Source organism: Streptomyces sp. YPW6 (genome assembly GCF_018866325.1).
GTDB lineage: Bacteria > Actinomycetota > Actinomycetes > Streptomycetales > Streptomycetaceae > Streptomyces.
The window spans coordinates 3429069-3441504 of record NZ_CP076457.1; the positions used below are offsets into that span (position 1 = coordinate 3429069).

The following is a 12436-nucleotide window of genomic DNA, read 5'->3' on the forward strand; positions in this document are numbered from 1 at the left end:
CGCGCTCAAGGGCCCCTGGCCCATCGGGTTGGATGGGGGCATGACGACTGATGCTGCAGCCGCGCCCGACTGGGAGAAGCGGTTCCGTGCGCCCCGCGTCTCGCTGCCCGACTGGGCCGAGGACGCCCCCGACCGTTCGCTGTTCGTTTCCAACGCCACCGGCACCTACGAGCTGTACGCGTGGGACCGGGCGAGCGGGCGGCAGCGCCAGGTGACCGACCGGCCCAACGGGACCACCGACGGCGTGCTCACGCCGGACGGGGAGGCCGTCTGGTGGTTCAGCGACACCGACGGCGACGAGTTCGGGGTGTGGATGCGCCAGCCGTTCGGCGGCGGCGAGGACGAACCGGCCGCCCCGGGCCTCGCGCCCTCCTACCCGGCGGGCCTGGCCATCGGGCGGGACGGTTCGGCGGTGATCGGCCGCTCGACCGACGAGGACGGCACGACGGTCCACCTGGTGCGGGCCCCGGGCGCCGAGCCCGTGGAGATCTACCGGCACCGGGAGTCCGCGGGCGTCGGGGACCTCTCCCACGACGGGACGCTGATCGCGCTGGAGCACACCGAGCACGGCGACGCGATGCACTCCGCGCTGCGCGTGGTCCGCCGGGACGGCTCGACCGTCGCCGAGCTGGACGACACCGAGGGCGGCACGAAGGAGCTGGGGCTCAGCGTGCTGGGCTTCGCACCGGTCGCCGGGGACACCCGGCTCCTCGTCGGGCACCAGCGGCAGGGCCGCTGGGAGCCGATGATCTGGGACCCGGTCGCGGGCACCGAGACCCCGCTGCCGATCGGCCTGCCGGGCGACGTGGGCGCCGAGTGGTATCCGGACGGCTCCGCGCTGCTCGTCGAGCACGAGTTCGAGGCCCGCAGCGAGCTGTGGCGGTACGAGCCGGGGGCGGCGGCGCCCGTACGGGTGGAGACCCCCGCCGGCACGGTCTCGGGCGCCACGGCCCGGCCGGACGGAACGGTGGAGTACCTGTGGTCATCGGCCGCGCAGCCGCCCGTGGTGCGGTCGACGAGCGGTGCCGTGGTCCTGGATCCTCCCGGTGCGAAGGCCCCGCCCTCGGTGCCCGTCGAGGACGCGTGGGTGGAGGGACCCGGCGGCCGGATCCACGCCCTCGTGCAGAGGCCCGCCACCGGCGAGGGCCCCTTCCCCACCGTCTTCGAGATCCACGGCGGGCCGACCTGGCACGACAGCGACGCCTTCGCCTCCGGCCCCGCCGCCTGGCTCGACCACGGCTTCGCGGTCGTCCGGGTCAACTACCGGGGCTCCACCGGATACGGCCGCGCCTGGACGGACGCGCTGAAACACCGGGTCGGGCTGATCGAGCTGGAGGACATCGCCGCCGTACGGGAGTGGTCGGTGCAGTCCGGGCTCGCGGACCCGGAGCGCCTCGTCCTGGCCGGCGGATCCTGGGGCGGCTATCTGACCCTGCTCGGCCTGGGCACCCAGCCCGGCTCCTGGGCGCTGGGCCTGGCCGCCGTCCCCGTCGCGGACTACGTCACGGCGTACCACGACGAGATGGAGGCCCTGAAGGCGATGGACCGCACGCTGCTGGGCGGCACGCCGGAGGAGGTTCCCGAGCGGTTCACGGCCTCGTCCCCGCTGACGTACGTCGACGCGGTGCGCGCCCCCGTCTACATCTCGGCGGGCGTCAACGATCCGCGCTGCCCCATCCGTCAGGTGGAGAACTACGTGGACCGGCTCGCGGCGCGCGGTGCCGTCCACGAGGTGTACCGCTACGACGCCGGGCACGGCTCACTCGTGGTGGAGGAGCGGATCAAGCAGGTGCGGCTGGAGCTGGAGTTCGCCCTGAAGCACCTGGGCGGCGGTCCGGTCCACGGGGCGTAAGGGCCGGATAAATTGCGGACCCCGCCCCGGGTACCCGGGGCGGGGAACCGTACCTTTGAGGGGTGTACCGGTTCCTGCTGACCCCACGGTGGTGGGGGATCAACCTCTTCGTCGTGCTGGCCATCCCGTTCTGCGTGTTCATGGGCACCTGGCAGCTCGGCCGCTTCGAGGACCGTGTGCAGTCGCACGAACAGGCGGAGAAGGCCCCCGATCCGCGTACCCGGGACGCGAAACCCCTGGACGAGCTGCTGCCCGTCGACAAGGTGACGTCCGGCCGTCCGGCCACCGCCACCGGGACCTACGCGGACCAGTTCCTGGTGCCCGGCCGTGAGCTGGAGGACCGGCAGGGCTTCTACGTCCTGAACCTGCTGCGGACCGACAGCGGCAAGGCCCTGCCGGTGGTACGGGGCTGGCTGCCCGGGTCCGCGACCGGCGCCCGGGTCCCCGCCGCGCCCGAGGGCGAGGTCACGGTCACCGGCGACCTCCAGGCCTCCGAGAACACCCACAGCGACGGCGTGAACGTCCGGGGCGGGCTCCCCTCGGGCCAGATCGGCATGATCAGCGCGGCGACCCTGGTCAACCTCGTCCCCTACGACGTGTACGACGCCTGGGTGACGCTTCCCGAGGCCGAGGCGGGCGGTACGGGCGGTGGGATGGAGCCCGTCCCCGCGGCGGCCCCGGAGGGCAGCGGCCTCGATCTGAAGGCCTTCCAGAACCTCGGCTACACGGGCGAGTGGTTCGTGTTCGCCGCCTTCGTGCTCTTCATGTGGTTCCGGCTGGTGCGGCGCGAGGCGGAGGCCGAGCGGGACATCGCGCTCGGTCTCGTACCGGAGGGGGCCCCTGCGGCGGCCGCTCCGGCCGCGAAGGGCGCCGGCCCGGACTCGGACGACGCCGGTCCGGCCCAGCAGGTCTCCACGGCCCCGGAGGGCACCGGTCCGGCCCAGCAGGACGCCACGGCCCCGGAGGGCACCGGTCCGGCCCAGCAGGACGCCACGGCCCCGGCGTCCCCGGAGGGCACCCCGCAGGACGCCCCCGAGGACCCTTCCGCGCCGGACTACGGCGACGTGGCGAGGACACCCGTCCGGTAGATCGTGCCCGAGCAGGCGTCGGGGATCTCCGTCTGCGCGGTGGGCGCTCCCGTCTCCGGAGTGTGCGTCACGGCGACGCTGCCCTCGGCCGTGGTCCCGCCGTCCACGGACAGCGACTGGGGGTCGACGCCGGTCTGTTCCTCGGAGCCCTCGCCGACCGCGCCTCCCGCGCCGTCCGCCGACGGGGTCGGGGTCGGTGAGGGGCGCACGGTCGGACAGGTGTCCGTCGGGACCCAGGCGAACTGCACCTCGTACGCCATGGCGGGCTTCAGCAGCACCGTGCCCGGCTCCTCGGACGGGTCGGGCAGGCCGGGGGCCGCGTCGCCCTCGGCGTGCTGGACCACGACGATCTTGTGGGAGTCGGCGGCGCCGCGGGCGGTGAAGCCCACGGTGCCGTTGCTGGTGACCCTGCAGTCCGAACCGGACACGTTGGCGATCCGGAAGCTGCCGTAGACCGTGCCGTCGGCCCCCGGCGCACCCGTGCTCGCGGACGCGACGCCGAGCTGGCCCGGGTCGCAGACGGGCAGGGAGGCGTAGTCCGGGCTCGGGGAGTCGGATTCCTGGCCCGCCACCGACGCGTCGGGGTCGCGTCCCTCGCCCCGGGAGGGGCTGGGGTCCGGGGCGGCCTCGCCCAGGCTGCCCTCGCTCTCGCGCTGGGTGGGCGCCACGGTCCGCAGGCCCGGCTGCTCCTCGGGGCCGGGCTCCTCCCCGTTGCCGCCCTGGGCCTGCTCGCCGTGCCCGGCGATGGCCGGCCGGGCGGTGGGCGGGCCGTCCGAGGCGGCGACGTGGACGAAGGCGGGGACGGCGGTGCCGATCAGCAGGGCGGCCGCGGCCGTCCCGACGACGGCCTGCCGCCGCCGGGCCCGGCGGGCGGGGACGGCGCGCTGGAGGCGGTCGAGGGTCCCCTCGGAGGGGGTGAGGTCACCGACCGCGCCGTGCAGCATGCGGCGCAGGGCCACCTCGTCCAGTTCGCCGGACCGGTCGGGGGCGCGTCTGCCGTCGGCGAAGAGGTCGGTCAGCGTGGCGAGGACGTCGTCGTCAAAGGCTCCGGGGACGTCGCCGGGGGCTCCGGGGTCGCCGGCGGACTCGCTGTCCCCGTGCGCGGGCGGCGTGGGCTTCGCGGACGCGTTCCCCCCGGGGCCCGCGCCTTCGCCGTCCGGCCGGCACGGATCGGTGTGCGGGGTCTTCTCCGGCCCGTCGTTCACCATGCCGATTCCCGTCGGGTCGTTCTCGTGCCTGTGCTCAGGGACGTCGGGACACTGCCCGGGGGACTGCTCGGACCCGCTCATGCCTGGGCCTCCATCACCACACGCAGCGCCGCGATACCCCGCGAACCGTACGCCTTCACGGAGCCCAGCGAGACCCCGAGCGTCTCGGCGACCTGGGCCTCCGTCATGTCCGCGAAGTACCGCAGCACCAGCACCTCGCGCTGGCGTCGCTGGAGCCCCTTCATGGCCTTGATCAGCGCGTCCCGCTCCAGCTGGTCGTAGGCGCCCTCCTCCGCGCTCGCCATGTCCGGCATCGGCTTGGAGAGCAGCTTCAGCCCGAGGATGCGGCGGCGCAGCGCGGAGCGCGAGAGGTTGACGACGGTCTGCCGGAGGTAGGCGAGGGTCTTCTCGGGCTCACGGACCCGGTTGCGCGCGGAGTGCACCCGGATGAACGCCTCCTGCACCACGTCCTCGCAGGACGCGGTGTCGTCCAGCAGCAGGGCGGCGAGGCCGAGCAGGGAGCGGTAGTGGGCGCGATAGGTCTCGGTGAGATGGTCGACCGTCGTTCCTGCTGCCACCGTCTCGTCAGCACCCCCGCGCTGCGAGGGCAACGACGTCGGGTGCGCGGCGGGCATGGGCGCGATCACCGGCATACCGCCGGGCGCACGGGGCCGCCGGAACGGGCGCACCGAAGCACCCCGCAACGGGCCCACCACTGTGATGTCGAGAACCTCTGCCACGCCAGTTGGACACGCTTCCCCCCGTCAGGGTTGTACGCGGACCGCACCATGTTCGACGCCGTGCGATATGCCCTCATACGTACCTGCTCTTCCCCAATTACCCCGTTGCAGCGCCCGGCCACGCACAAAGTGACGGCATAGACGCAACCCGGCCGAGGTGCGGTTGCGCATGGCCGGGAGATCATCGTCGGACACGACAACGCCCCAGCTCAAGAGGTTCAGACCAGCGAATTCCTCATAGGGCGTTCACAGATCCTACAAAAGAGGTTCGACGCTCATCGAGGGAATTCGGCGGCGACCGATTCGGCGATCTGCGCCACGTTCAAAGCCGCCCCTTTTCGGAGATTGTCCCCGCAAAGGAACATTTCCAGGGCATGCGGATCGTCCATGGACCGCCGCACGCGGCCCACCCAGGTCGGGTCGGTGCCGACCACGTCGGACGGAGTGGGGAAGTCCCCGGAGGCCGGGTTGTCGAACAGGACCACGCCGGGTGCGGTCGCCAGGATCTCGTGCGCCTTGCCGACCTCGACCTCGTTCTCGAAGCGGGCGTGGACGGACATCGAGTGGGTGGTGACGACGGGGACGTACACACAGGTCGCGGTGGCCTTCAGGTCCGGCATGCCGAGCACCTTGCGGCACTCCTCGCGCAGCGCGATCTCCTCGGAGGACCAGCCGTCCCCGGCGTCCGTACCGGCCCAGGGCACGATGTTCAGGGCGACGGGCGCGGCGAACGGGCTGTCCGCCGTGGCGGCCTCGTCGCCCAGGGCCCGGCGGACGTCTCCGGGCTGGGTGCCCAGTTCCGTACCGGCGACCAGGGCGAGCTGTTCGCGGAGGGCGGCGACTCCGTCGCGGCCCACGCCGCTGACGGCCTGGTACGAGGAGACGATGAGCTCACGCAGCCCGAACTCGGCGTGCAGGGCGCCGACCGCGACGATCAGCGACAGCGTGGTGCAGTTCGGGGACGCGACGATGCCGCGCGGCCTGAGCCGTGCGGCATGGGGGTTGATCTCCGGGACGACCAGGGGCACGTCGTCGTCGAGCCGGAAGGCGGCGGAGTCGTCGATGACGACGACGCCCTTGGCGGCGGCGATGGGGGCCCAGCGGGCGGACACCTCGTCCGGCACCAGGAAGAGGGCCACGTCGATGCCGTCGAACACGTCCTCGGCGAGCGCGAGGACCTCGCTCTCCTCACCGCGCACGACCAGCTTCCGGCCGGCCGAGCGCGGTGAGGCGACGAGTCTGACCTCGCCCCAGACGTCCGCGTGCTGCGAGAGGATCCGGAGCATGACACCGCCGATCGCCCCGGTCGCACCGACGACCGCGAGCGAAGGGCGGTGTTCCGTCATCGGCCGGTGCCTCCGTAGACCACGGCCTCGTCGGAGTCGCTGTCGAGCCCGAAGGCGGTGTGCACGGCGCGCACGGCCTCGTTGACGTCGTCGGCGCGGGTGACCACCGAGATGCGGATCTCGGATGTCGAGATCAGCTCGATGTTGACGCCCGCGTCGGACAGCGCCTCGAAGAATCCGGCGGTGACGCCCGGGTTGGTCTTCATGCCCGCGCCGACCAGGGAGATCTTGGCGATCTGGTCGTCGTAGCGCAGCGACTCGAAGCCGATGGAGCTCTTCGTCCGCTCCAGGGCGTCGATGGCCTTGCGGCCCTCGGTCTTGGGCAGGGTGAAGGAGATGTCCGTCAGGCCGGTCGACGCGGCGGAGACGTTCTGCACCACCATGTCGATGTTGACCTCGGCGTTCGCGATGGCGCGGAAGATCGCGGCCGCCTCGCCCGGCTTGTCCGGGACGCCGACGACGGTGACCTTGGCCTCCGAGACGTCATGGGCGACTCCGGAGATGATCGCGTGCTCCACCTTCTGGTCCCCTTGCGGTTCGTTGCTGACCCAGGTGCCGCGCAGTCCGGAGAAGGACGAGCGGACGTGGATCGGGATGTTGTAACGGCGTGCGTACTCGACGCAGCGGTGCAGCAGCACCTTGGAACCGGACGCGGCCAGCTCCAGCATGTCCTCGAAGGAGATCCAGTCGATCTTCTTCGCCTTCTTCACGACCCGGGGGTCCGCGGTGAAGACGCCGTCGACGTCGGTGTAGATCTCACAGACCTCGGCGTCCAGGGCGGCAGCCAGCGCGACGGCGGTCGTGTCCGACCCGCCGCGGCCGAGGGTGGTGATGTTCTTGCCCTCCTGGCTCACGCCCTGGAACCCGGCGACGATGGCGATGTTGCCCTCGTCGATCGAGGTCTGGATGCGGCCCGGCGTGACGTCGATGATGCGCGCTTTGTTGTGGACCGAGTCGGTGATGACACCGGCCTGGCTGCCCGTGAACGACTGGGCCTCGTGGCCCAGGTTTTTGATCGCCATCGCCAGCAGGGCCATGGAGATCCGCTCACCCGCGGTCAGCAGCATGTCGAATTCCCGGCCGGTAGGCATCGGTGACACCTGCTCGGCGAGATCTATCAACTCGTCCGTCGTGTCGCCCATCGCGGACACCACGACAACCACCTGGTTGCCGTTCCTCTTGGCGTCCACGATTCGCTTGGCGACCCGCTTGATGCCCTCGGCATCGGCTACGGAGGAGCCTCCGTACTTCTGCACGACAAGGCCCACGTGCGCTCCTCGCTCAGTCATTACTGCGGTCGGCTCAGTTTAACGAGCAGTCCGGAATCGACCCGTCCATTACCAGATGATGAGATGTCCCGCTCATCACCCGGAACGGCGTGTCGCTCCGAACCGCTCGTACGTGGCTGTTGCCCAGCCGGACCGAGCACACTCCCGTTTGTGTCCCAGCCCACACGATCGGGGCGGAAAGCGCGAGCCGGGACACTCTCCGTTACGGCAGCTGCTGGATCTTCTCCTCGGACAGCACACCCGCATAGGCGTACACGCTGTCCACCACTCCCTTGAGGTGCTCGCCCCAGCCGTCGGCGGTACGGCCCCGGCCGAGCTGGAGGCCGCCGGTGCTCTTCCAGGCGGCGTCGAAGTCCGCGGTGCCGCCCACGGACTCCTTCCACCCGTCGACGTAGAAGGACACCTGACCGGCCGAGGCGTCGTACACGACGGTGACCCGGTGGCCCGCCCCGAAGTCCCCGTCCGGCCACTCGATCCGGCGGAGCACGGTCTCCGGCGCCCCCGGCTCGTCGGCGTGCGCCAGCACCAGGTCCCAGCTGGAGTTCTCCGGGTCGAAGCGCACCTTGAAGGCGTCGCCGTGCTCCCCGCCCTGGGAGATCGCCGTCATCGGCGCCGCCGGGGCGTCGTCGGTGAGCCGGACGCGGGCGCTGACGGTGAAGCTCTGCGTGGTGTCGACCACCGGGGCGTCCGTGGCCGCGTGGCCGGAGACGCCGTCGAGGCGGAGGTGTCCGTCACCCTCCAGCGGCCAGTCCTGGCCGCAGCCCGGGTCCAGTGGGTCGCAGGGGGCGTCGAGGCGGAAGACCGAGGCCCCGGCGCCCAGCTTGAGCGGCGCTCCGCCGTCCGACTCCGGGGCGAGGCCGTCGGGCGCGCTGTCGAGCGCCCAGTGGCCGGTCCGCTGCGCGGCGCGGGTGGCGAGGTCCGTCAGCTCGTCCGGGACGACGATCCGGTCGTACGCCCGTACGTCACCGATCTCGCCCTGCCAGCGGTCGCGGTAGCCCCGCGCCCCGCGCGCCCGGCCGATCTGGAAGTCACCCTCGCCCGCCACGGGGACGGCGGCCGTCTCCTCGCCGGCCGCGCGGCCGTTCACGTACAGCCGGACCGTGCCGGTCCCCGCGTCGTACTGGCCGAGCACGTACGCCCAGTCTCCGGCCTCGGGCAGTCCGCCCGTGACCCGGGCCCCGCCGACGGCGAACGACCAGGCGGGGGCGGAACCGGCCTGCCTCAGCCCCAGGGTGAAGGCGCGGCCCGTGCCCGCGTCCTGCGAGAGGACCGTGCGGGTGCCGTCCACGCGGGCCGGCCGGACCCAGCCGCCGACGGCGAAGTCCTTCGCGGTGTCGACGACGACGGGGGCTCCCGGGGTCAGGAAGCCGTGGCCCGTTCCGTCGAGCGAGGCGGTGGTGGTGAGCGGGGTGCCGGAGGGGGCGGGCGTGCCGAACGTGACCCCCGCACCCGCTCGGGCCGCGGTGCCGTTCTCGGCGGCGGCCGAACGGGAGCCCGCCGCGTCGGCGAGCTTCCACCGGGCCACCGGAGCGGGCCCTTGCCCGATCCGGAACGTGTAGTCGGTGCGCGGGCCGCGGTTGCCCGCCCGGTCCTGCGCCTGGACGGAGAGGACCTGGACGCCGGAGTCCTCGGGCACGAAGCCGACCTCGGCCGAACCGTCGGGCCGGACGTCGGTCCTGCGCGGCTGCCCACCGGTGAAGGTGTAGACGAAGGCGACGACGTCCTCGGCCCGCGCCGTGAAACGGAAGGTGCCCCGGACTCCGGCGCCGGGGGTCCAGGTGCCGTCGTCCGGGTAGTCGGACGAGGTGACGACCGGCGCGTCGGGCAGCGTCCGGTCGTACACGAACTCGCAGGGCGCGCCCGCCCCTTCGCTGCTCCAGGCGGAGGCCCCCGCGTCGTTGACGGCCCGCACCCGCCAGGACACGACGGTCTCGTCCGGGACGGTGCTCGGCAGCTGCCACGTGAACGGGGCGGTGTCCAGCTTCGTGGAGGTGGTCATGGACACGCGCTCCTCGGCGCCGTCCTCGCCCTGCCACCACGCCTCGAACTCGCCCCGCACGCGGCTCGCTTCACCGGGCTGCCCGCCACCGGGCCCGTACAGCCGCGCCGTCACCTGCGGAACGGCCCCCACGTACGGCCGCTCGTCGCCGGTGGCGCATGCCGCGCCGCCCGTCTCCAGATCAGCGGTCAACGGCTGCTTCGGCACGAGCTCCTCGCCCACCGCCGCGAGTACGGCGCCCGGCGTCGCCAGCACCGTCCCGGCGGCGATCACCGCAGCGGCAGCCGCCCGTCTGGCGCGTCCCTGCCCTCTGCGCTCTGTCATGCGCGTTCCCCTCCCCTGTCCGTCCTCGAAGATCGAAGATCAAGAGCTGGGGAGACTAGCAAGCGCATGCATCGACCGCCCGTGGATATCCGCCCCCGCGGCGGGCGGCACGCCCGGGTGGTCACCCTCAGTCGGCGTACTCCTTGAGCTTCTCGGTGTCGAGCGCGAAGCCGGCCGGTTCGGGCAGTTCGACGACCGCGCCGAAGGGCCGAGTGGTGGCGGAGCGGTACGTTCCCTTCTCCGGCTCGGTGAAGGCGGTCACCGAGCACGCCTCACGGTCCACGAGCAGGTAGACCGGAATGCCGGCGACCGCGTAGCCGTCGGGCTTCTCGACGCGGTCGCGCTCCAGGCCGACGAAGTCGGCGGCGCGGGGCGGGCCGGCGGCGTCGGCCCGCCTCTTCACGTTCCTCAAGCAGGCTGCCCTGAAGGACGGTTGAGGTTCCAGCGTTCCGGTGCGGACCAGGCGGCGGCCGGCACGCCGCGACCGGGCAGAGGGACGCCCAGCGATGCCGCCGGTGACCGGCGCGATCCGTGCCCTGGCGCGCCGGGGCACGGCAGGCGGGCGGCTACTTCACCGGGCGCAGACCCAGCGGGCCCGCGATCTCCTGGAGCATCACGCGGCCCGCCTCCTCGGCGAGGTCCTCCTCGCCCGGGTCCTGGTCGGTGTCCAGGCCGTCCAGCTCCGCCAGGGGCTGGCCGAGGCGGATGTGGGCGACCAGGGACTGGAGGGCGCGGAGGGTGGCGGAGGCGGTGGAGCCCCAGTTGGAGAAGTACGAGAACTGCCACCACCACAGCGCCTCGGCGGTGCGGTCCGCCTCGTAGTGCGCGAGGCCGTGGCCGAGGTCGGTGACCAGGTCGGCCAGGTCGTCGGAGATGCGGTGCGGGACGGGGGCCTTGCGGGGCTCGTACGGGTCGAAGACCTCGGAGTAGACGTCGATCGGCTCCAGCAGCGCCGCGAACCGCTCGCGCAGGCCGTCCGCGTCCGGCTCCGCGCCGAGGTCCGGCTCGTACCGCTCGTCGGGCAGGACGTCCTCGTACGCGCCGAGTCGGCCGCCCGCCAGCAGGAGCTGCGAGACCTGGAGGAGCAGGACCGGGACGGCCTCCTCCGGTTCGTCGACCTTGGACACCTCGGCGACCGCGACGATGAACGTCTTGATCTGGTCCGCGATCTGGACGGCGAAGTCGCCCGGGTCCTGCGTGACGGAGTTCAGCGTGGCGTCAGACATCGAGGGGACCTCCCGTGGGCGCGGTCACAGACGGTGAAGCGGGCGGCGGTACGTGCAGGGGCCCGGGCCCGCACCGGGGGCGTGCGGCGGCGGCCTCGGCGCCGGTGTCGGTCTCGGTGTCAGACATCCAGCAGCCGCCTCCCCTCGAAGGCGCGGCCCAGGGTGACCTCGTCGGCGTACTCCAGGTCGCCGCCGACCGGCAGGCCACTGGCCAGCCGGGTCACCTTCAGGCCCATCGGCTTGACCATCCGCGCCAGATACGTCGCGGTGGCCTCGCCCTCCAGGTTGGGGTCGGTCGCGAGGATCAGCTCCGTGATGGAGCCGTCCGCGAGCCGCGCCAGCAGCTCGCGGATGCGCAGGTCGTCCGGGCCGACGCCCTCGATGGGGCTGATCGCCCCGCCCAGCACGTGGTAGCGGCCGCGGAACTCACGCGTCCGCTCGATCGCCACGACGTCCTTGGGCTCCTCGACCACGCAGATGACGCTCGGATCGCGGCGCGCGTCCCGGCAGATCCCGCACTGCTCCTGCTGCGCGACATTGCCGCACACCTCGCAGAACCGGACCTTGTCCTTGACCTCCAGGAGGGCGTGGGCGAGCCGGCGCACGTCGGTGGGCTCGGCCTGCAGCACGTGGAAGGCGATCCGCTGCGCGCTCTTGGGACCGACGCCGGGCAGCCTGCCCAGTTCGTCGATGAGGTCCTGAACCACGCCTTCGTACAACGGAACGCCTCTCTTCGCTTCCTGCTCCGTACCGTAGTGGGTACGGGTCGGTACCAGTAGGCCCCGGAGGGCCCGCGGGACCTGACGGCCGCGGAACCTACGGGCCCGCGGCCGGCCGGGTCAGAACGGCAGACCCGGGATGCCGCCCCCGCCGCCCAGCCCCTGCGCCAGCGGGCCGAGCTTCTCCTGCTGGAGCGCCTGCGCGTTCTCGTTGGCCGCCTGGACGGCCGCGACGACGAGGTCGGCGAGCGTCTCGGTGTCCTCCGGGTCCACGGCCTTCGGGTCGATCACCAGGGCGCGCAGCTCGCCCGAGCCGGTCACCGTGGCCCTGACGAGACCGCCGCCCGCCTGTCCCTCGACCTCGGTCCCGGCCAGTTCCTCCTGGGCCGCGGCGAGATCCTGCTGCATCTTCTGGGCCTGCTGGAGCAACTGCTGCATGTTGGGCTGGCCACCACCGGGAATCACGGTCACTCCTGGCATTTCGACGACAAATGTTTCGGTAAGCCGAGCCTACGTGCTCCCCGGTCACCGCGCTCCACCCACCGGGGACCAACTCTTTCGAGTGAGATCCCGGGACCGGCGTGAGCGCTCCTATACCTGACCAGGGGCCCTGTCCAGGCGGGAATCCCGCGATTTCGACCCCAC

General features: G+C 72.5%; 11 protein-coding genes. 2 read left to right on the plus strand and 9 right to left on the minus strand.

The features are described from left to right. The first annotated feature begins 40 nt into the window (after positions 1-40). Positions 41-1852, plus strand: a complete 1812-nt coding sequence (locus KME66_RS15095) for a prolyl oligopeptidase family serine peptidase (protein WP_216322860.1) — start codon at positions 41-43, stop codon at positions 1850-1852. A 62-nt stretch (positions 1853-1914) separates the two neighbouring features. Then, on the plus strand, positions 1915-2940 hold the full coding sequence (locus tag KME66_RS15100) for an SURF1 family protein (RefSeq protein WP_216322863.1): 1026 nt from the start codon (positions 1915-1917) through the stop codon (positions 2938-2940). On the opposite strand, the gene KME66_RS15105 is transcribed toward KME66_RS15100, so the two are convergent. The 9 genes from KME66_RS15105 to KME66_RS15145 form a co-directional block, all read right to left on the minus strand. Continuing rightward, complete coding sequence (locus KME66_RS15105) at positions 2907-4145, minus strand: hypothetical protein (RefSeq protein WP_216329362.1); 1239 nt, start codon at positions 4143-4145, stop codon at positions 2907-2909. The two genes, KME66_RS15100 and KME66_RS15105, sit on opposite strands and share 34 nt — an antisense overlap. Positions 4146-4225: 80 nt before the next feature. Then, the gene (locus tag KME66_RS15110) at positions 4226-4801 is read right to left on the minus strand and encodes a SigE family RNA polymerase sigma factor (RefSeq protein ID WP_073219156.1); all 576 of its coding nucleotides are present in this window, start codon (positions 4799-4801) and stop codon (positions 4226-4228) included. 362 nt (positions 4802-5163) lie between these two features. Further along, positions 5164-6234: an aspartate-semialdehyde dehydrogenase gene (locus tag KME66_RS15115; RefSeq protein ID WP_073219153.1), complete on the minus strand. Its 1071-nt coding sequence runs from the start codon at positions 6232-6234 to the stop codon at positions 5164-5166. Continuing rightward, the gene (locus tag KME66_RS15120; RefSeq protein ID WP_073219150.1) at positions 6231-7502 is read right to left on the minus strand and encodes an aspartate kinase; all 1272 of its coding nucleotides are present in this window, start codon (positions 7500-7502) and stop codon (positions 6231-6233) included. The genes KME66_RS15115 and KME66_RS15120 overlap by 4 nt, the downstream gene beginning before the upstream one ends. Before the next feature lie 223 nt (positions 7503-7725). After that, complete coding sequence (locus KME66_RS15125; RefSeq protein WP_216322866.1) at positions 7726-9846, minus strand: LamG domain-containing protein; 2121 nt, start codon at positions 9844-9846, stop codon at positions 7726-7728. A gap of 127 nt (positions 9847-9973) precedes the next feature. Further along, complete coding sequence (locus tag KME66_RS33950; protein WP_253208351.1) at positions 9974-10249, minus strand: Uma2 family endonuclease; 276 nt, start codon at positions 10247-10249, stop codon at positions 9974-9976. A 163-nt stretch (positions 10250-10412) separates the two neighbouring features. Next, complete coding sequence (locus KME66_RS15135) at positions 10413-11072, minus strand: DUF5063 domain-containing protein (protein ID WP_073219141.1); 660 nt, start codon at positions 11070-11072, stop codon at positions 10413-10415. Between the two features lie 119 nt (positions 11073-11191). Next, positions 11192-11791, minus strand: a complete 600-nt coding sequence (gene recR / locus KME66_RS15140) for a recombination mediator RecR (RefSeq protein WP_073219137.1) — start codon at positions 11789-11791, stop codon at positions 11192-11194. 120 nt (positions 11792-11911) lie between these two features. After that, positions 11912-12256 carry a YbaB/EbfC family nucleoid-associated protein gene (locus KME66_RS15145; RefSeq protein WP_073220357.1) on the minus strand — a complete coding sequence of 115 codons (345 nt, stop codon included), beginning with the start codon at positions 12254-12256 and terminating at the stop codon, positions 11912-11914. Positions 12257-12436: the final 180 nt, after the last annotated feature.

Excerpts from the sequence above, each read along its gene's own strand:
- KME66_RS15095 (WP_216322860.1), top strand. The coding sequence starts at position 41 with ATGACGACTGATGCTGCAGCCGCGCCCGACTGGGAGAAGCGGTTCCGT.
- KME66_RS15125 (WP_216322866.1), bottom strand. The coding sequence starts at position 9,846 with ATGACAGAGCGCAGAGGGCAGGGACGCGCCAGACGGGCGGCTGCCGCT.
- KME66_RS15115 (WP_073219153.1), bottom strand. The coding sequence starts at position 6,234 with ATGACGGAACACCGCCCTTCGCTCGCGGTCGTCGGTGCGACCGGGGCG.
- KME66_RS15135 (WP_073219141.1), bottom strand. The coding sequence starts at position 11,072 with ATGTCTGACGCCACGCTGAACTCCGTCACGCAGGACCCGGGCGACTTC.
- KME66_RS15110 (WP_073219156.1), bottom strand. The coding sequence starts at position 4,801 with ATGCCGGTGATCGCGCCCATGCCCGCCGCGCACCCGACGTCGTTGCCC.